This window comes from Rhodococcus sp. DMU2021 (assembly GCF_019641445.1).
GTDB lineage: Bacteria > Actinomycetota > Actinomycetes > Mycobacteriales > Mycobacteriaceae > Rhodococcus > Rhodococcus pyridinivorans.
On record NZ_JAIFKB010000035.1, the window covers coordinates 1 to 18,571 of the forward strand.

Sequence of the window (18,571 nt, forward strand, 5' to 3'; positions counted from 1 at the left end):
GGTCAACACCCCTAATGAGATGTGATCGGACAACCGTTGGTCACTGTTCGGCTTGACCCATCCCACACGTGGCACGCGCTCGAGAATAACAGCCGTGACATTCTAAGTAAACGGTATTGAGGCTAAGCAAGTATTCCTCGGCCTCGTCATTTCTCACGGGTTTGCCACGTGCAGCACGGTCTTGGCATCGGAACGCGCAAGCCGCGGATTTTCGCAGCTCGGAGTAAGTCCTGGGCTCTGCCCCGGTTGTGTGAAATGACAAGTAGATCTGTTGGCGGTTCGAAGGTTTCGAAATAGGATGTGACCCGGATTCATTTGCGCGCCGGAATATTGATGACGCAATACCCGCCGATGGACTCTTGATACCATCCGGCATGCCGCCACAATTGTTGTGACTGGCGACACACGCAGCTCGCCGGTTCATCTACAGCTCCAGGGTCGACGACGCCTTCCTATCCGGGGAGGGACGATCAGCTTCACGCACGCGCGGGCACGATTCGCCTACCGGGCGTCGAACCGTGAGAGCTCTTTCATATGCTTGGCGGTACGCACGCCGTAATCGGCGTCGGTCGCGTACGGTTCCACCGATCCGGACACCGACCGGCGAGTGACGTGCGTCTCGTCTGGGCTGCACCCAACAGCCTGCGACGTGTCAGACGAGCCGGAAAGGCAGAGGAGCGCAGTGAGCACCCCGGAATTGGCACAGTGGAACTCGCAAGAGGCTATTGCGGAAGCAATGATCCCGATCATCGGCGGTCTGCACCGCCGGCATTCGGTCACGATCTTGCTTCACAGCCGCTCCCTCGTGAACAAGTCGGTGATCGGTATTCTGCGGACGCACCGTTTCGCGCGTCAGATCCGCGGCGACGAGCTGTCGGTCGAGGCAACCTTCCCGTTCCTCCAGGCATTGACCGACCTCGACCTGCAGCCGTCGAAGATCGACCTCGGCCTGCTGGTGACGGATTATCAGGCCCAGGGTGCCGGACGATCCATCCCGGATTTCGTCGCTGAGAGCCTCGCGGATCTGGTCGGCGGCGCGCAGACGAGCCCCGCGAAACCGCAGGACGTGGTCCTGTACGGGTTCGGGCGAATCGGCCGGCTCGTCGCCCGTCTGCTCATCGAGAAGGCAGGCTCGGGCAATGGGCTGAACCTGCGTGCTGTGGTGGTCCGTAAGGGAGGTGACGACGACCTGACCAAGCGTGCCTCTCTGCTGCGTCGCGACTCCGTCCACGGACAGTTCAACGGCACGATCAAGGTCGACACCGAGAACAACGCCTTGGTCGCCAACGGCAATGTCATCAAGTTCATCTACAGCAACGATCCGGAAAGCGTCGACTACACCGAGTACGGCATCGACAAGGCCATCCTGGTCGACAACACCGGAATCTGGCGCGACCGCGACGGTCTGTCGAAGCATCTCCGCCCCGGTATCGCCAAGGTGGTGCTCACCGCACCGGGTAAGGGTGATCTCCCGAACATCGTGCACGGTGTCAACCACCGCGACCTCGACCCGGACGAGACGATCGTGTCGTGCGCGTCCTGCACCACCAATGCCATCGTTCCGCCGCTGAAGACCATGGACGACAAATTCGGTGTGGTGCGTGGTCACGTCGAGACGGTGCACTCGTTCACAAACGACCAGAACCTGCTGGACAACTACCACAAGGCCGACCGTCGCGGACGTTCCGCGCCGTTCAACCTGGTGCTCACCGAGACCGGCGCCGCTTCTGCGGTCGCGAAGGCGCTTCCCGATCTGAAGGCGAAGATCACCGGCAACTCGATCCGCGTTCCTACGCCGGATGTGTCCGTCGCGATCCTTCACCTTCAGCTGACTCGTGAGACCACCAAGGAAGAGGTGCTCGAGCACCTGCACCAGGAGTCGCTCACCGGTGCGCTGCGCCGCAACCTCGACTACACCTCGGCCACCGACGCAGTGTCGAGCGACTTCATCGGCTCGCGCGCGGCGTGCATCATCGACGCCAATGCAGCGATCGTGGATGGCGACACCGCCATCCTCTACGTCTGGTACGACAACGAGTTCGGTTACTCGTGCCAGGTGGTGCGAACGGTCCAGTACCTGTCGGGTGTGGAATACCCCGTCTATCCCATCACGGAAGCCGGCCCCGTGGAGCACGTCGAGGAACCTACCGCTGCACAGGCATAACAGTCCTGCGCAGACTGCAGTAACGACAGTCCGCTAGGGACTCGCCGACGAGGGAACCCATCCTTACCTGAGGATGGGTTCCCTTTTGCGTTGGGCCATTGGTGGCGTCGAGGAGGAGTAGCGGCCGTCGAAACTCGGGGGGAGGTTGTGTGCGGTTCCGGCGAAGAACACGCACACAACCTCCCCCGAGTTCGTCACTCTGGAACTGATGCACACCGCGCGGTCGGCGAACTCTCCGGCCCGACTCGGTCAGGGCTGGTAGTCGGGGTACTTCGTGTGTAGCTGGAAGTACCCCGTCACGTTCTCGCGGAGCCAGTCCTTGCCGTCCTCGGGTGTGCGACCGTCGCAGATCGCGTCGCCTTCGATACAGACTCGTTCGACGTGGATCTCACCGAAGTCGTTCCGGCCGCCGCCGAGCGTCACGCCGGGAGCGACGGGACCCGGGAACAGGGTCTCGACGCCGCGGTCGTCGCGGGGGTCGGAATAGAGGACGCCCGAGATCCGTTCGGGGGGAACGGACCCGTCGGCTGCGATCTCGGCGAGAACATCGCCCGCGATCGAGGCGCCCTGCGAGTAGCCGAGCACCAACAGGTCCGAGTCGGGGCAGGTGCTGTGTCGGACGGTGATGGTCTGGCGGAGTCGCTGATGCCCGATCTGCTTCGACCTGTCGTAGGCGATGGTGCCGTCGTCGTCGATGCCGTCGAAATCGTCGTGCGAGCCGGCCCCGGGCAACGGCACAACCACTGCGGGGTAGCGGATGTGTTCGACCACGGTGCCGGGAGACTCGAACCGAGCGGAGATCTTCGCCAAGGGGGATGCCGGGTCGATCGAGTCGCGGGTTTCGAAGCCGCGGGTTCCGTCGACGGCGAGGACGTACCGTTCAGGGCAGCTGCGGACCGGGTCAGCGGACGCGGAACCGACCGGACCCGCGACGCTCAGACCTGCGGTGAGCAGACCTGCGGCGAGCAGGCCGACGGTGCGTGTGCGTCTGCGATCGATCCGGGACATGCGCGATTCTCCTCGTGTGCCCCCGACAGACAATAACTGAGGTCGATGATATCGATGTCCCGTTTGTTCGTCATGTTAAGGATGCGTGCTTTTCGGTGATCGTGGTCACCCCCGACCGGTGACTCCGGTGGCATGTCCGTCAGGGCTGGTCGGCCGGGATGCGGGCGGCCAGCTCGGTGATGAAGCCGGCGATCTCGTCGGGGTTCTCTTCGGCCATGAAGTGGCCGCTGGTGGTGCCCTGGTAGGTGAGATCGGGTGCCCACGCCTGCCAGAGGGCCGAGGCGTCGAAGCCCAGTTGCGAGCCCCAGTCCTGGGAGATGACCGCGACGGGCATGGTGAGCCGAGCCCCGCGTTCGCGGTCGGCGAGGTCCATGTCGAGATCGATGCCGGCGGTGGCGCGGTAGTCGGCCACGATCGAGTCGACAGAGTTGATCGAGCTGGTGACGTAGTGATCGCGCTCCTCGGGCGTGAAGGTGGTTCCGGTGGGGTCCCACGCATCGAGGAACGAGCCGAAAAATTCCGGGGCGACAGCGGCGATCATCTTCTCGGGCATCCCTGCGGGCTGGGCCATGAGGTAGAGGTGCCAGGCAACCTTGGCGTTCACGCCCTGAAGTACGGCCCAGGTGTCCATCGTGGGAAGGACGTCGAGGATGCCGAGGTAGTCGACGGCGTCGGGGTGGTCGAGTCCCGCACGGACGGCGACGAGCGCACCGCGGTCGTGACCGACGAGCCCGACGTGGTCGAAACCGATCTCGCGGGCGACCGCGACGATGTCGTTCGCCATGGTGCGCTTGGAATACGACTCGGGATTGTCGGCCGGGGGTTGGTCGCTGGCGCCGTAGCCGCGCAGGTCGGGGACGATCACGGTGTGGTCGTCAGCGAGTGTGTGGGCGACGTGGCGCCACATGTAGTGGGTCTGCGGGAAACCGTGCAGCAGGACGACGGCCGGACCTTGCCCGCAGACGGCGACGTTGAGCTTCACGCCGCCGTCCCCGGTGATCGTGCGGTAGGTGAAGTCCTCGATGGTGCAGCGGGTCACGGGGTCTCCGTAGTCGTAGTCGTGGTGGAGGTTTCGGGGTGGCCGGAGAAGATCCCGGCGGGCAGGTCCGTTCGGCCGGCGGACGCGGTGAGCGCGGGAATGATGACGGTGTCGACGAGGGCTTCGAGGTAGGTGTCGTCGACGGTGAGACCGTTCGCTCGTCGCAGGAGCAGGACGGTTCCCACGACCTCCTCGTATGCGAATGATTGAGCGTCCGAAGGGAGTTCGCCTCGTGCAACGGCATCGTCGAGGACCGCCTGGGGGAGACGTGCGCCTGTCGGGCCGACGGTCTCCTCGATGGCGTCGCACAACTCCGGGTCTTCGAGTCCCGCGTGGAGCAGCATGAAGGCGGCGTTGCTGTCGGTTGCGGACATGGTGAGGCTGAGGCGTTGCGCAAGCATCAGCAGGTCGTCGCGGAGTGTGTCGCCGCGCCGGAGTGGGACTGCCGAGGGATGCGCAGGGGCGTCCTTCACTGCTGCGAGCACCATGTCGCGCTTGGACGGCCATCGTCGATACAGCGTTGCCTTCGACGCCTGGCAACGTCGAGCGACCGCCTCGAATGTCACGCCCTCGTAGCCTTGTTCGGCCAGTAGTTCGAGAACGGTGGTGGTGATCCGACGCTCGAGTTCGGCGTCGCGTGGACGTCCGCGTTGCACAGGCGGCTCATTCAGATACGACACGTTCCGTATCGTAAACCAGATGGCCGCTGTCGGCGAACTGCAGGGTCGACACCCGCGTCTTTCTGGTCACGGTCGATTGTGATGCACTGTCTCGTTGTCGGCATAACGGACATCGGCGAGGAGATCGGTATGGGTTCGAGGTATCACCATCTGGCGTTCGGCCCGGAGGCGGTCGCGCGTCAGGAAGCTGCGGGCAGCATCGTTGCCTATGGTGCCGACCTCGACGAACCCGACCGAGGACCTCAGCCGTTGGGCGACCGGGAACTCGCTCTCGTACGCGAAAGCTTCCAGTTCCATATGGCGACGGTGACCCCGAGCGGATGGCCCTATGTCCAGTACCGCAGCGGACCCGTCGGGTTCCTGCACCACCTCGGTGGGCAGACGATCGGGTTCGCGGACCACCGAGGCAATCAACAATTCGTCTCGGTCGGGAACATCGCGGACAACGGAAGGGTCGCGCTGTTCCTCGCGGACTTTCCGCTGAAGAGACGGTTGAAGCTCTTCGGTACCGCGCGGGTGGTCGATGCGGAAGACGACCCGCAGCTTCTCGACCGGCTGCGCGATCTCGGCGACGGGCGGAGAATCTCGGCGCGATGCGAACGAAGCATCGTCATCGAGGTCGAGGCCTTCGACTGGAACTGCTCTCGGAGCTTGATCCCGCAGTACACCGACGAAGCGGTCCGCGCCCGGATCCGTCCCTACATCGACGAGATCAACGACCTCCGAGCCGAAGTGGATTCTCTTCGGACTCAGCTGAAGGCGGCACGCGAGGGCTGACAACCGCCGAGGGTGCGCGCGTGCAGGCTCAATCCCGACCGAGCTGTGCGACAACCAGATGCAGTGCTGCGGTGGTGGTCAGAGTCCGGACCCGTTCGCGGTCGCCGGGGAAACGGCGGGTGACCGTGTACGTCGGCCGTCCCTCGATCGCGACGCCGAAGCACACCGTGCCCACCGGCTTGGCCTCGGTTCCCCCGTCGGGGCCGGCGACCCCGGTGGTGGAGACCGCGACGTCGACCTTCAGGCGCCGTCGGGCACCCTCGGCCATGGCTGCGGCGACCTCCTCGCTCACCGCCCCGTGTTCCGCGATCATCTCGGCCGGTACGTCGGTCAGATCGGACTTCGCGTCGTTGGAGTACGAGACGACGCCACCCATGACATAGGCCGACGACCCGGGACGGTCGGTGAGCCGCGCGGCGACGAGTCCGCCGGTGCACGACTCCGCAGTCGCGATCGTGCGGCCGTAGAGGACGGCGATCAGCTGGTCGTCGATGGTGGAACCGTCGGTCGAGAAGATCTCGCGTCCATGGTGTTCGGTGAGGACGTCGAGAAGGCGATGGTAGATGTCCGCGTCACCGGAGGCGACTCGCGTCACCATGTCGAGTTCGCCGTGTCGGAGACAGGTGGTGATCTCGAGGCGTTCGAGGCCGGCGATCTCTGATTCGGCCCGGCGCAGCGTCTCGGCGAGTTGTGCCTCGTGCAATCCGTAGGCGCGCACGGTGTGCTGCTGCAGGTCGTCGGCTCGCGCCAACACGTCGGCGACCGCGGGGGCGGCGACCGCGCTCGGCCACATCGCCTGCAGCTCACCGGGCGGGCCGGGCAGGATGACGATGGTCGGTACCGGCCGTTCGCCGGCGACCGCGGGGATGACCACGCCCGGCGCTGTACCGGTGGGCGGCAGGGCGGTGGCACCGGCGGGCACGTGCGCCTGCTTCCGGATCCCGATACGCGTCGGTCCGGTGTCGAGATCGGGGGTGTCCGGGCGGAACCGGCGGATGACACCTGCGATGTGTTCTTCGAGTTCGGGGTCGAGCAGCAGTTCGCGATCGCAGTACTCGGCGACGGTGGGGACGGTGAGGTCGTCGGCGGTGGGACCGAGACCCCCGCTGGTGACGATGAGATCGACGCCCTGCTCGGTGAGGAACCGTAACTGTGCGGTCAGGTCGGCGGGCCGGTCACCGCAGATCGTGATGTGGGCGACGTCGACGCCGAGTTTCAGGAGTTGGTCGGACAACCACGGTCCGTTCAGGTCGGAGATCCTCCCCGTCAGCACTTCGGTCCCGGTCACGATGATTCCTGCACGCACGCTCACGGAGCCGAGCCTAGTCGGCGACGATCATCGTGGACGCCTCACTGCCTTGTTGCGACGGTCTGCGAGGCGGGCGAGCTCACGAAGCATGCCGGGAGCCCGGCGCGCCATGGTCAATACTGCCCGGTCCGAGACGGTCGGGCGTGGTGGCAGCGCAGGCTGTGCAGGACGGGCCCCGACCGTCGCCCTGAACACCTGGACCTGACCGGGCACACCTTTGAGCCGATGCCTGCCCAGGTCGGTGAAATCGAAATCTCCGCCGACCGCAAGCTCGCGCACCGCCTGTGAGCATCGCACCTCGCCAGGCCCGGAGGAGGCAGCGATCCGCGCTCCGATATGGACCGTCATTCCGGTCAACCCGGGACCGGCGCGGGTCACCGACCCGACATGCACGCCGGAGCGCACAGAAAATCCGAGAGTCGATGTCGATCGGATGATCCGGTGCGCGCACTGCAGTGCGGCCACTGGACCGTCGAAGACACTGAGGGTCCCATCGCCCGCGATGCCCACCAGCGTGCCTCCGCCGGCCTCGACCTCCGCACGCACGAGTCGGTCGTGCGCGCCCAGCAACCTCGCGAACCGGTTGTCACCGACCTCCGCGAGCAGGTCGGTGGAGCGGACGACATCGGTGAACAGAACCGCGCCCAGGAACCGATCGGCCTCGACCGGATGGTCCGTGCCGCTGACGAGTTCCTCCACGTGGTCGAGAACAGGAATCAGCACTTCACCCAGGGTTGCGCCGAGGGCGATCGGTGGCAGCTCGTAGAAGCGGCCGTTCGGAATCTGCGCGGCCATCCTGCGGCCGGCCTCTCGAGCGAACAGAGTGTCCGGCTGATGCAACACCTTCGTCGGGCATTGGATTGCCGGCAGAATCAAGGAGTAGTTCGCGCGGAGAGCCCACTCGAGATGTTTCTGGGCAGTTCTCGGTGTGGCGGAGCAGCGTTCGAGCAGCGCCATGATCCGTCGATTGTGTGGGACATCGAGGGTCGGGTGTGCCAGGGACGTGAGCTTCCCTTGACCCCAGCATGCGTACGCATCCCGATACGACTCGACGAACCGGTCTCGCTCGTCAGCAGTCCATCCCGGTGGCGGATCACCGTCGGACAGCAGGGTATCGGACCAGGGTTCGGCGAGGACCAGCCCGGAAACGCGGTCGGGGTGCCGAGCGGCTACCAGGGCAAGGGGCCCGCAGGTGCTGGCTGCGCCGACGAGCGTGGCGCGATCGACCTCGGCGTCGTCGAGCACCGCGACGACGTCGTCGGCCTGCTCCTCGAGCGTGGGGACGTGCTCGACGGGATCGGACAGTCCGAATCCGCGTCGCTGGAAGAACAGCGAACGCGCGAAGTGGGCACAACGTTCGAAGTTGTAGTGGAAGTGCGGATCGGTCCACATCAGGTCCGGATGCATCATGTCTTCGAAGAACCACGCGATCGGATGTGGCCCCTCACCCACGATCTGATACGCCAGTGCGGCGCCGTCGCGCTGGATGTACCGCGTCACGGGCGGATCCATGGGAACAACGATAGGCGCCGGTCGACAGCGCGGCGAGTGTCGGCTGTCGAAACCGACCGGCGACGGAAACCGGCCTCTATCGTGAGGTTGCTGAGGAAAGCGTGGTCTTCACGGCGCGTCTCGCATGAGACGGGTGGACGCCGGAGCAGGGGTGTGCTGCTTTCTGTGGTCGCTGCAGCGCTGCTCCTGGGTGTCTTCGCATCAGGGTGCGCTTCGATGCGCGGCGGGGTGGAAGGCAATTTCGGTCGGGCAGCGCAGCAGATCGGTTCGGCGGCGGTCTCGGCTCAGCTGAGCCTGCAGGTTTCGCCGACGGTCACAACACCACCGCCGCCACGGACACCGCCCTGTCGGACATGCTCGAAGAGGTCGACCAGGCCGTCTCGGCAACCGCGGATCGAGAGGTGGACACCCCCGGCCAGGGAACCCTGCGCGCCGAGGTCCTGCAGGCGGCGAACACGGTTACCGGACAGATCATCCGGGGATGAGACATGGTTGCCGGAGTCGGCGAGCAGACCGACCTGACTGCGGTTGCGGCTGAGCTCGGACGTGCAGGTACGGAGTTGCTCGATCTCGGAGACCGTCTCGAGGCGGCCGGATGAAAAGTCTCTTCGCCGTCGCTCTCAGAATCCTCACCGCGATCGGGGGATTTCTCGACATCGGTGATCTGGTCACCAATGCCGTGGTGGGCGCGCGTTTCGGGTTGTCCTGGCCTGGGTGGTGCCGGTAGGCGTGCTGGGAATCTGTGTCTTCCGCAGATGTCCGGCCGCGTCGCTGCGGTCAGCGGCCGAGCCACTTTCGAGATCATTCGCGAACGTCTCGGGCCGCGCATGGCAGTGGCGAATCTGAGCGCGTCGTTTCTGATCAACCTGTCGACGTGGACCGCCGAGGTCGGTGGTATCGCGCTGGCGTTGCAGTTGGCGAGCAGTGTGAACCCGAAGATGTGGATTCCGGTAGCCGCCCTGGCGGTGTGGCTGGTGATCTGGCGGGTGAAGTTCTCGGTGATGGAGAACGTCACCGGGGTGGTCGGACTGTGCCTGGTCATGTTCGCGGTGGCGGTGTTCCTTCTCGGCCCGGATTGGGGGGCAGCTCGCGAACCAGGTGTTCACTCCATCCCTGGTGGACAGCGAAAAACTGGCGGCATATCGGTATTACGCGATCGCGTTGTTCGGTGCGGCGAGGACTCCGTACGAGGTGTTCTTCTCCTCCTCCGGGGCGGTGGAAGAGAAGTGGACGGTGCGGGATCGGGCGAAGTCCCGGCTCAACGTTCTGGTCGGATTTCCCCTCGGCGGCATCCTCTCGGTGGCCATCGCCGCGCTGTCGGCGATCGTGCTGATGCCCCCTGCTCGTCCGGTTGTATCGGCCAGTGGGGGAGTGCCGTCGCCGGAGGTCGTCGGGATTCTCCTCTCGCCTCGCCGGCGCGCCGCTGACCGATCACGCCGCGGCCTCGACGATGCTGGGCAGAGTTACCACGCTCCGGCGGCGGCACGTCGCTGCTGCCGACGCCCGCCTTTTCCGTCGTGACGTCGCCTTGCCGGTATCCGCTGCGCACGTCGACGCAACGCCAGCTCGTGCTGCAAGCGCTCCGCAGACAGCTTGCCCGGACCGTGAATGCTCGTGCCGTCCGGCCGTTCGATCGTGGTGGCCATCGCCGTGTTTCTCCTCGAGGATCTCGAAATTCGCCAGCGTCCAGTAGTACTCCTCGACAAGTGCTGGGGCAATGGAATTTACGCCATTCTGCTGAGCACGAATGAACACCAGGCGATCACGAGTGACGGCGTTGTGTCCGCTGCCGTGGACCAACAGCACTTCCGGGCCACGGCCACCGAAATCGAGTCCCGACAGCACGCCGTCGTCGACGGGCACTTCGATACGGGTTCCCGACACCATCACCATCCCTCGCCGTCGATAGCTCGGCGAGACTGTCTACCGCAGAACGTTACCTACCCCTCATGAGACAACCGATCGGTCAACGGAATTCGGCCGAGCGCCTTTGCATCGGATCTCAGGCCGCAGCCGGCGCGCGACACCCGCACCGCACGGCACGCCCCTGCTCGTCATCGGGAAGCCACCCGTACTCGTCGCAGTCGCCGCACTTCGGGTGGAGGACACGGGGCGTCGACAGCGACCGCCACAACGGCAACCATCCGTGCGCCAGTCGCATCGGATTGCCCGGTCTGTGCACGGATTTCGCTGCCGCAACCAGAGCCGGCACGCCGTGTGTGGCGACGAGTGCTTCGATCGCCGCTGCCGCATCGGGTTTGAGGTAGACGAAGGTCGCGGTGAGTCCGGCCTGCCTGCAGGCTGCCGCAAGCTCAACCACCGTGGGACCGAGCGGTGTCTTCGCGACGCGCGGTGTGCGGTTGGTTTCCGTCCTTGGTGTATCGGTACTTGAAAGAGCGCCTGAGTCTCCGATGTCCGCGCTGCCGCGGGTCGGATTCTCAGGCGCCGGGTCGGTGACGGGACGTTCGTAGATGGTCTGGATGGTGATCCACTGGCCGAGCTCGTTCTGGATCTTCTCGCGCACCAGATAGCCGAGGTCGGCGAGCTCGCGCAATGCCGAGCGGATGGCGTCGCGACCTTCTTTGGGCGACTGCGCCGCGATCGAGTCGGCGCGGGTGCGCCAGTCGTCGGGCTTGGACAGCAACCAGACGAGCACACCCCGCGCGCGGAAGGACAGCCGCTCGTCGGTGATGACGGCATTGCTGAGGACGGTGAAGTTGGCGGCAAGGCGCGGTCCACGACGCACCCCGCCGGCCAGGGTATTCTGACCCACGTTCGACTCCTGTTCAGTCGGACATCCGGCCCGTCGGGAGTTGCAGCTCCTGGCGGGCCTTATTCGATTGTGGCCGCGCGGATCGGCGGCGTGCTGGCATCGTGCCACCGTCTGTACAAGGCGCGCAAGGAATCGAGCGGAGGGTGCTCGAGTTTCGGTGTTCTCGACGTCGCTGAGCGGGGTCCGGAACACCGAGGTTTCCCCGACGCTAGGGGGACGCTTCGAACCGCGCCTCGACGTCGGCGGTGAGGGTGACGCGGTCGGGTTCGAAGACCAGCGCGGGTTCGGCGGACTCGGGTGCGCTCATCGCATCCGAGCGCAGCATCGCTGTGCGCATCATCGGAGCGCCGCCCGCGTGGACGGGTGAGGGCTGGGAGCCGAGCATGCCCGGATCGGCGATGGCCACCGCACGAACGGTGTCGAGACCCAATGACGTCGTGTACGCCTTCGCCTTGTCGAGGGCGTCGCGGACGGCGAGGTCGCGGACCTGTGCGAGTCGCTTCTTTCGCGCCTTGCGGGTGATCCACCACTGGAGATCGGCGACGGTGACCACCTCGAGTTCGGCGACCTGCTCGACGAACGCACCCACAGCGTCGAACTCGTGGAAGGTGACGGTGATCGACGCCGACGAGTTGTACACCCACGGCCGGTTCTTGCCTTCGCGGTTGAACGGGCGCCGCCGGCTGTGGCGTACCCGATCGAAGGTCCACCGCTTCACCGGGTTCGGGGTGCGCTTGTGCAGTTCGGTGACGAGATCGGTGATGGTGGCGACGGCCGCGGTCACCGGTTCGGCGGCCTGCTTGCGCGACGAGCCGTCGGCGTGCACCCGCAACACCGCCGTGCACCGGTTGGGTGCGACGGTGCGCTCGGCGTGGCCGGTGACGGTGATCGTGACGGGAGGCTGGGTCATGCGCACGAGTGTGCCAGCGCGAGCCGTCCCCGTCGGGCAGACGGCACGTGCCACGGTCGGAGCCGTCGAATCCGACCTTCCGGGCGTCGTATTCGTGCCACTCTGAACTTGTCAGAAGTGAGAGGTGTGACTGGTGGGACGACTGGGTATCTGAGTTGGGTCGAACTAACCAGTGTTCACGAAAGGACTGCACATGCTCGGACTCGGAATCCTCGGTTGGATCATCATCGGTGGTCTCGCCGGTTGGATCGGCAGCAAGATCATGGGCACCGACGCCCAGCAGGGCATTCTTCTCAACATCGTCGTCGGCGTCATCGGCGGCTTGATCGGTGGTTTCCTGCTGAAGGTCTTCGGGGTGGATGTCGAAGGCGGCGGACTGATCTTCAGCTTCCTGACCTGCCTCCTCGGCGCGGTCATCCTGCTGTTCCTCGTCAAGGCCGTCACCGGCCGAGGCGTGCGCCGCTGACCGCTCTGCATCAACGAGGTCCCGGATCCACACGGATCCGGGACCTCGTTCGTGTCGGGGGTCGGCTCGTCAGACCAGTTGATCGCGAAACCAACGTGGGTCGGGATTGGTATGCGACACGTCGCCGACGAACACCGTCGGCACCGTCTCGTTCCCGCCGTTGACTTCCCGGACCCGAGCGGCCGCAGCGGGATCCCGCCAGATGTTCACCCAGATCGCGCGACGCGCGCGAGTGCGCAGGGTGGCGCGCAACCGGATGCAGAACGTACACCCCGGGCGCCAGTACACCACCGGAACGCCGCGGGTTGCGGCGTCGCGACGGGCGGTCGCGTCGTCGACGTGATGGGGGAAGAACAGGGGAGAGGTGACCCACGCAAAGACGAGGAGCAGTACTGCCGTCACCACCGAGGTCACGTCGAATGCGCCAGTGAGCAGAACGACCGCCGCGACGGCCACCATCGCTGCGGAGAGGATCCAGGTTCGCCACACGCGTGCGAGCCTATCGCCCGGGCGGGAGGCAGAAGCCACTTCGTCCGCCGGCCTGCAGTCGTCTCGGAACGGGACGCGTCGCAGGCTCGAAGCTCCCCGTCACCCCGCCCGACCAGCCGGTCTGCCGCCGGGCAAGGTGGCGCGATAGCGTATTCGGTCATGGTCGTCACCGAGAGTTCACCTCCTGTATCCCCGCGGTTGGTCCGCTCGATGTTCATCCCTGCCGTAGGGGTGGCGCTCGTGCTGACTCTTCTCGCGGCGGCGACGGTACCGATGCGCGACCGCCTGTATCTGTCCGTCGCTCAGACCGTCGAGGGGTCCTTCCTCGGACCGCTCGCAGGTCTCGTCGCCGACAGGGGGCTGCTCGTCCTGGTCGCCTTCACCGGTGTGCTCGCGGCGTGGCTGTGGCGGAACGATCGACGCAGCTTCGGCACCCTCGCCGTCGGCGGTATCGGTGTCGTGGGTGCCTACCTGTCGAGTGAACTCGTCAAGCTCGTGGTGACGGAGCCGCGACCGTGTCGCGCACTCGGGATCGAGACGGTGCTGGAATGCCCCGAGGTGGGTGACTGGTCCTGGCCGTCGAACCACTCCGTCATCGCGGCGTCGTTCGCCACGGCGTGTGTCCTCGCGGCTCCGCGTCTGATCTGGCTGGTCGCTCCGCTCGCCGCGGTGCTCGCCTTCTCCCGGGTGACGGTGGGGGTGCACTACGTCCACGACGTGCTGTCGGGCATGGCGCTCGGCGTGTTGATGGTCGCGCTGGTCGTCGTGGTGCTTCTGCCGTTCGCGTCGCGGCTTCCGATCCTGTCGCGCGAGGCACCGGCCGCCCCGCCCATCGGATAGGCGAACTGGATACGGCACACCGAATCCGGCTGTCGGCAGAGCGAATCTGCAGGCAGCCGGATTTTTGTTGGCAAGTCGGACGGGGCGCGACCGCCTCGAAGCTGTCGCGGTCGTGCTCATGGTGGGCTTCATGCTGCTGTTGAGCCCTGTCGCCGGCGTCGTCATCGTTGTCGACCTCCGCGTTCGGGGTACTCGATGCGCATGAAGGATCGGACCTACCGTTCGAACAGCTGACCGCCCGGATCCGGGAGGGACGGTTCGTCGGACTCCTCGGTGAGCGTGACCTGACCGGAGCGGGCGTGCCGGTAACCTTCTTCGGCGAACCGGCCTGCATGCCTGCCGGCCCGGCCAAGCTCGCGATCGATACGGGTGCGCCGCTGCTGCCGGTGCACTGCTGGTTCACTCCGGGCGGTTGGGGGTTCCACATCGACGCCCCAATCGATACCGCAGGCGGCGTAGAAGCCACGACCCAGTTACTGGCCGACCGGTTCGCCGCCGGTATCGCCGCGCATCCCGCCGACTGGCACATGCTGCAATCGGTGTGGACGGCCGACCGGCGGGACCGCACACAGACACCCGGCAGACAGTGACGACGTCGGTTTACGCGGCAGGCCTCGTGGACCGTCAGAAGAAGTCGGCAGAGGTGATCTCGGCGCGGAAGAACTCGCCGTCCGTGCCGGTGCCCGTGTCCCAGCTCGCGCGGATCCGTGAGGCGATGGTCATGCCACCGAACCGGTGTTCGGCCTCGACCGCGACGATGAACGGATACCGGCCGAACTCGTGATTGTCGGGGTTGCCCCACCGCAGCATCCGCACCCCGCACAACGCCCCGTCCTCGGCGACATCCAGACGCACGGTTTCCTTGCGGCCGGCCACCGTCCAGGTCGCCGCGGCGACGAATTCGTCGCCGCGCCACCGTGCGAGGGGAAACGACGTCGGCACGAAGATGCTCTCCCCGGCCAGGCGGCCGACCGCGCTGTCGCTGACATCAGGGCCGTCCGCGGACATCACCGGAATGATTCCCCCTATCCGACAACGCATCTCGCCACAACCGTCGGTGAAGCGGTCGTACCCCGACACTGATACCGGGCCGATCCGAGTGGTCGCAGCCCACACGAATCCCGACGTCGGGGCGAGGAGTTGGACAGCGGTGAACGGTCGCCAGGATCCGAGCCGGATCTGCCCGGACATCTCGAGTCGTGCGGCTGCGGCCATCGGCGTGCCCTCGGCCACCGCATGGTTGATCCAACGCCGCGCAGCAGGCGGCAGGGGTTCGGTCAGGGCCGGGACGAACCGCTCACCGGTGCCCCTGATCTCGGACAGAGCACGCCAGTGTGCGCCGACATGATGAGCGGCGCGCGGAATAATCGGTGCACGGCCCATGCGCACGAATCCTCCACCGGTCGATTCGGCCCTTCACGATGCTTCGCTCGGACTCGGTGCTTCATCGATGGGGTGGGCCGATACTCGCTGATTCGAGCAAATTATGCCTGGGCACCGTGTCCTTGCCGACGGAATCGTCGATCATCGCGTTATAGGTGACCCTGCCGAGTCGGTCGGCGGTGACGTCCCTGGGTACCCGGTCGCCGGGACGGAAGAGGTACACATGAGCGTAACGAGTAGAGGACGGTGCCGACGCGGGGGTTCGGTTCGATGTTGACGGCCCTGTGGTACGGACTGGGGACCGCCGTGCCCTTGTTCCTCGGAGCTGCGATCGGCCTGCTCTACAACCTGCCCCGCCCGGTGCTCGCGGGGTTGATGGCCTTCGGCGCCGGTGCCATGGTGGCGGCGGTCTCCACAGAACTGTTCGCCCCGGCCTTCGCCGACCAGGGGTTGTGGGCGGCCGGCGGGGCCTTGATGCTGGGAACCGTCGTCTATGTCGTTGCCGATCGCGTGATCGAGAACATGCTCGGCCCTGCAGCCCTGGGTTGGGCGCTGATGCTCGGGGCCCTCCTCGACGGCGTTCCGGAGAATGCTGCGTTGGGGACCACTCTCGCAGCCGGCAGCGGTGGAATCGTGTTGCTGGTGGCCGTGGCGGTTGGCAACATCCCCGAGGCGGTGGCGGGTGCGGCGTCGATGCGGTCGGCTCTGTCGCATCGCTCTGCTCTGCTCATCTGGGGCGTGACGGCCGTTCTGCTGGTGGCGGTGGTTGTGGTGGCCACTGCGTTCGCCGATTCTCTGCCGGAAGCGGGAATTCCGCTGATCCAGGCATTCGCTGGAGGCGCCACCATTGCGGTGATCGCCGACTCGTTGATGCCGGAAGCCTATCGAGAAGGCGGATGGTGGGTCGGTATCTGCACTTCGCTGGGATTCCTGGTCGCCTTCGCTCTCGGTGCATGAAAAGCCCACCCTCATCGGATCCGGCCGAAAGTTCGGACCCCCGATACTCTTCAGAACGGATTTGCCGTTGACCCAACGAGATCCGCAACGGAATTGATGACGCGGGTCGGGCGGTAGGGGAACCGCTCGACGGACTCGCGGGTTGAAATGCCGGTCAGGACCAGCAGTGTCTGCAGACCGGCCTCGAGGCCGCAGACGATGTCGGTGTCCATGCGATCACCGATCATCAGCGTGTGTGCGGAGTGCGCACCGATCGCACGCAGGGCCGACCGCATCATCAGGGCGTTCGGTTTGCCCACGAAATACGGCTCACGGCCGGTCGCGCGGGTGATGAGCGCTGCGACTGCCCCGGTGGCAGGAAGCGAACCCTCCCGTGACGGGCCGGTCGGGTCCGGATTGGTCGCGATGAACCGGGCGCCGCGTTCGACCAGTCGGATCGCGGTGGTGATCGCCTCGAAGGAATACGTGCGTGTCTCACCGAGGACGACGTAGTCCGGGTCGCTGTCCGTGAGGACGTAGCCGATGTCGTGCAGCGCGGTGGTCAATCCGGATTCACCCACCACGTAAGCGCTGCCACCGGGACGTTGATTGGCGAGGAACGTCGCCGTCGCCAGCGCGGAGGTCCAGATCGATTTCTCGGGCACGTCGAGGCCGGAGCGCAGCAGGCGCGCCCGCAGATCTCGGGGTGTGCGGATGGAATTGTTGGTGAGCACCATGAACGGCGTACCGGTGTCGCGGAGCTCGGTCAGGAACGCGTCGGCACCGGGGATCAGGTGATCCTCGTGCACGAGAACACCATCCATGTCCATCAGGTAGTTCCAGACCGGCGCGGATGTGGGTTCTTCGCTCATTCTCCGAGTGTGTCACCTACTGTTCCGGTCGGCAGCCGATACAAGGCGATCACCCGCCGAGGTTCGCGACGGTCGAGCCGAGCACGCCCGCCTGTAGCTCCAGGTCGCTCTCGTCGTGGTCCCGATCCCGCGGTAGCTGCTTGCGGAGGTCTTCCCTGGTGACCACGAGGAACGCTCGGTTCTCATCCGTGAGCTCCTGACCTCCGACCACGCGGAAGCGTCCCTCCTTCAGAACGAGTGCGGGGTCATCGAGCGTCGAATCGAGGAGTTCTCGAAGGTCGGTGGCGGTCAAGTTGGTGGGCACATGTCCTCCTGCACTTGCTGTTCTTTCGAACCTGTCGGTGTCTTCCGGAGGTACCCGGTGGAGCGGTGGCCGAACCCGGTGGTATTCGGTCGCCGGGGCGGGTCGGCCACATCCGTGCGGGAAGCGCATCCGGTGGCGAAGGCTCGCGTGGCGGAGTGCGCCGACTCGCGTTACGAAATGTGAAGGGATCGGGTGCGTTCGGTCGCCTCTCGGCGAAAGGCGCAACACGGCTCCAGTCGAACGGAACTTCCGTGAAGGCAAAGGGTTGAGCCCGAGGGACACGAATACGCACCCGATCCGCCCAGCACAACGCGACCCGATGGCTATCTATTCCCGGTGGGGACAAGCGTGCGGAAGCCGAACGCGTGCGTGACGGACTGTGACCGCGGACATCTTCGTTGATGCTTCAACCGGCGTACGATCGAGACCACTCATGTACACAGACTTCGCCACACTCGGCGGAACTCTCATCTGGTTCGCCGCTCTGATCGCCCTTACCCACATCCTCGGCCACACCCTCTGACCTCCGACCCACGGTCGGCCACCCCATTCCTGAGGCGTCCGCCGAACGCCCAGAGGGTGCTCTTCACACTCCCGTGCCGGCAATCGCGGTTAGCGTGGGTGGTACGGGCATCTTGCCCGCCACTTTCTCGCCTTGACACGCGGCATCGTGAAACAGGCGGAAGAGGCTTCCCAACATGGCCGAATCGATCGAGATCTTGATCAAGGCCCTTGGGGATCTACGAAGACCGCCGAGCGGACGGCAGGATCTCGGCGAATCGCTGCGCGCAGTGACCGCGGCTGCGGCCGCCACGATTGCGGGGGTCGAGTGCGCCGACATCGTCCTCATCGGCAAGGACACATTCGAATCCCACGGAGCGACCTCGTCGTTGTCCCGGGAACTCGGTCGGATCCAACGCGACGCCGGTGGTCCCTGCATCGACGCTGCCGGGGTCACGAGCGTGGTCTACAGCAGCGACCTCCGATCCGGGTCAAGTCCCGTGAGGTGGTGTACGACGTCGTCGCGTGATTCCTCGTCGGTGGATCAGGCGGTCAAGGCCGGTGTCACCTCCTCGGTGCCCTCGGTGACACTGTCGGCGGGCTTGTCG

At 65.7% G+C, this 18,571-nt stretch carries 19 protein-coding genes and 2 pseudogenes; 9 read left to right on the plus strand and 12 right to left on the minus strand.

Annotated elements, in window-relative coordinates:
* The first annotated feature begins 682 nt into the window (after positions 1-682).
* Positions 683-2,164 (plus strand): glyceraldehyde-3-phosphate dehydrogenase, encoded by a 1,482-nt coding sequence (locus tag K3M35_RS24350; protein WP_039587315.1) that lies wholly within the window; start codon positions 683-685, stop codon positions 2,162-2,164.
* 249 nt (positions 2,165-2,413) lie between these two features.
* Here K3M35_RS24350 and K3M35_RS24355 read toward each other — a convergent pair whose 3' ends face one another.
* The 3 genes from K3M35_RS24355 to K3M35_RS24365 form a co-directional block, all read right to left on the minus strand.
* Entirely contained in the window at positions 2,414-3,172 is a 759-nt protein-coding gene (locus tag K3M35_RS24355; RefSeq protein ID WP_220667135.1) for a cutinase family protein, read from the minus strand.
* A gap of 139 nt (positions 3,173-3,311) precedes the next feature.
* Positions 3,312-4,211, minus strand: coding sequence for an alpha/beta fold hydrolase (locus K3M35_RS24360; RefSeq protein ID WP_064061009.1), 900 nt, complete (start codon positions 4,209-4,211; stop codon positions 3,312-3,314).
* Positions 4,208-4,891 carry a TetR/AcrR family transcriptional regulator gene (locus K3M35_RS24365; protein ID WP_064061010.1) on the minus strand — a complete coding sequence of 228 codons (684 nt, stop codon included), beginning with the start codon at positions 4,889-4,891 and terminating at the stop codon, positions 4,208-4,210. The genes K3M35_RS24360 and K3M35_RS24365 overlap by 4 nt, the downstream gene beginning before the upstream one ends.
* A 129-nt stretch (positions 4,892-5,020) precedes the next feature.
* Here K3M35_RS24365 and K3M35_RS24370 point away from each other — a divergent pair, with 129 nt between their 5' ends.
* Positions 5,021-5,668: a pyridoxamine 5'-phosphate oxidase family protein gene (locus K3M35_RS24370; RefSeq protein ID WP_232512278.1), complete on the plus strand. Its 648-nt coding sequence runs from the start codon at positions 5,021-5,023 to the stop codon at positions 5,666-5,668.
* A 28-nt stretch (positions 5,669-5,696) separates the two neighbouring features.
* Here K3M35_RS24370 and K3M35_RS24375 read toward each other — a convergent pair whose 3' ends face one another.
* Together K3M35_RS24375 and K3M35_RS24380 are read right to left on the minus strand one after the other, a co-directional pair.
* A complete protein-coding gene (locus K3M35_RS24375; protein WP_220667136.1) occupies positions 5,697-6,980 on the minus strand; it encodes a competence/damage-inducible protein A in 1,284 nt (427 codons plus the stop codon).
* A gap of 24 nt (positions 6,981-7,004) precedes the next feature.
* Positions 7,005-8,489 carry an adenylate/guanylate cyclase domain-containing protein gene (locus tag K3M35_RS24380; protein ID WP_217579780.1) on the minus strand — a complete coding sequence of 495 codons (1,485 nt, stop codon included), beginning with the start codon at positions 8,487-8,489 and terminating at the stop codon, positions 7,005-7,007.
* Positions 8,490-8,842: 353 nt separating this feature from the next.
* On the opposite strand from K3M35_RS24380, the gene K3M35_RS26455 reads away from it, so the two are divergent.
* Positions 8,843-8,974, plus strand: a complete 132-nt coding sequence (locus tag K3M35_RS26455) for a hypothetical protein (protein ID WP_259444430.1) — start codon at positions 8,843-8,845, stop codon at positions 8,972-8,974.
* Positions 8,975-9,084: 110 nt separating this feature from the next.
* Positions 9,085-9,854 (plus strand): annotated as a pseudogene (locus K3M35_RS24390) (Nramp family divalent metal transporter); the annotation flags it as partial.
* A 66-nt stretch (positions 9,855-9,920) separates the two neighbouring features.
* On the opposite strand, the gene K3M35_RS24395 reads toward K3M35_RS24390, so the two are convergent.
* The 3 genes from K3M35_RS24395 to K3M35_RS24405 form a co-directional block, all read right to left on the minus strand.
* Positions 9,921-10,376 carry a hypothetical protein gene (locus tag K3M35_RS24395; protein ID WP_217636628.1) on the minus strand — a complete coding sequence of 152 codons (456 nt, stop codon included), beginning with the start codon at positions 10,374-10,376 and terminating at the stop codon, positions 9,921-9,923.
* A 115-nt stretch (positions 10,377-10,491) separates the two neighbouring features.
* Complete coding sequence (locus K3M35_RS24400; RefSeq protein WP_024100981.1) at positions 10,492-11,262, minus strand: helix-turn-helix domain-containing protein; 771 nt, start codon at positions 11,260-11,262, stop codon at positions 10,492-10,494.
* A gap of 208 nt (positions 11,263-11,470) precedes the next feature.
* Positions 11,471-12,172, minus strand: a complete 702-nt coding sequence (locus K3M35_RS24405) for an SIMPL domain-containing protein (protein ID WP_033098183.1) — start codon at positions 12,170-12,172, stop codon at positions 11,471-11,473.
* Positions 12,173-12,365: 193 nt separating this feature from the next.
* On the opposite strand from K3M35_RS24405, the gene K3M35_RS24410 reads away from it, so the two are divergent.
* Entirely contained in the window at positions 12,366-12,638 is a 273-nt protein-coding gene (locus K3M35_RS24410) for a GlsB/YeaQ/YmgE family stress response membrane protein (RefSeq protein ID WP_019289453.1), read from the plus strand.
* A 69-nt stretch (positions 12,639-12,707) separates the two neighbouring features.
* Here K3M35_RS24410 and K3M35_RS24415 read toward each other — a convergent pair whose 3' ends face one another.
* The gene (locus K3M35_RS24415) at positions 12,708-13,127 is read right to left on the minus strand and encodes a glutaredoxin domain-containing protein (RefSeq protein ID WP_006552091.1); all 420 of its coding nucleotides are present in this window, start codon (positions 13,125-13,127) and stop codon (positions 12,708-12,710) included.
* Between the two features lie 159 nt (positions 13,128-13,286).
* On the opposite strand from K3M35_RS24415, the gene K3M35_RS24420 reads away from it, so the two are divergent.
* Both K3M35_RS24420 and K3M35_RS24425 read left to right on the plus strand, forming a co-directional pair.
* On the plus strand, positions 13,287-13,967 hold the full coding sequence (locus K3M35_RS24420; protein ID WP_252172687.1) for a phosphatase PAP2 family protein: 681 nt from the start codon (positions 13,287-13,289) through the stop codon (positions 13,965-13,967).
* Positions 13,968-14,134: 167 nt separating this feature from the next.
* A complete protein-coding gene (locus K3M35_RS24425) occupies positions 14,135-14,557 on the plus strand; it encodes a hypothetical protein (protein WP_371850702.1) in 423 nt (140 codons plus the stop codon).
* A gap of 34 nt (positions 14,558-14,591) precedes the next feature.
* Here K3M35_RS24425 and K3M35_RS24430 read toward each other — a convergent pair whose 3' ends face one another.
* Positions 14,592-15,350: a DUF6544 family protein gene (locus K3M35_RS24430; protein WP_259444431.1), complete on the minus strand. Its 759-nt coding sequence runs from the start codon at positions 15,348-15,350 to the stop codon at positions 14,592-14,594.
* A gap of 270 nt (positions 15,351-15,620) precedes the next feature.
* Here K3M35_RS24430 and K3M35_RS24435 point away from each other — a divergent pair, with 270 nt between their 5' ends.
* A complete protein-coding gene (locus tag K3M35_RS24435) occupies positions 15,621-16,307 on the plus strand; it encodes a ZIP family metal transporter (protein ID WP_039958072.1) in 687 nt (228 codons plus the stop codon).
* 50 nt (positions 16,308-16,357) lie between these two features.
* Here the strand turns inward: K3M35_RS24435 and K3M35_RS24440 are convergent, their stop codons facing one another.
* Positions 16,358-17,158 (minus strand): HAD-IIA family hydrolase, encoded by an 801-nt coding sequence (locus K3M35_RS24440; protein WP_006552097.1) that lies wholly within the window; start codon positions 17,156-17,158, stop codon positions 16,358-16,360.
* 49 nt (positions 17,159-17,207) lie between these two features.
* Positions 17,208-17,462: a hypothetical protein gene (locus K3M35_RS24445; protein ID WP_220667137.1), complete on the minus strand. Its 255-nt coding sequence runs from the start codon at positions 17,460-17,462 to the stop codon at positions 17,208-17,210.
* Between the two features lie 698 nt (positions 17,463-18,160).
* On the opposite strand from K3M35_RS24445, the pseudogene K3M35_RS24450 reads away from it, so the two are divergent.
* Positions 18,161-18,571: pseudogene (locus K3M35_RS24450) on the plus strand (hypothetical protein); the annotation flags it as partial.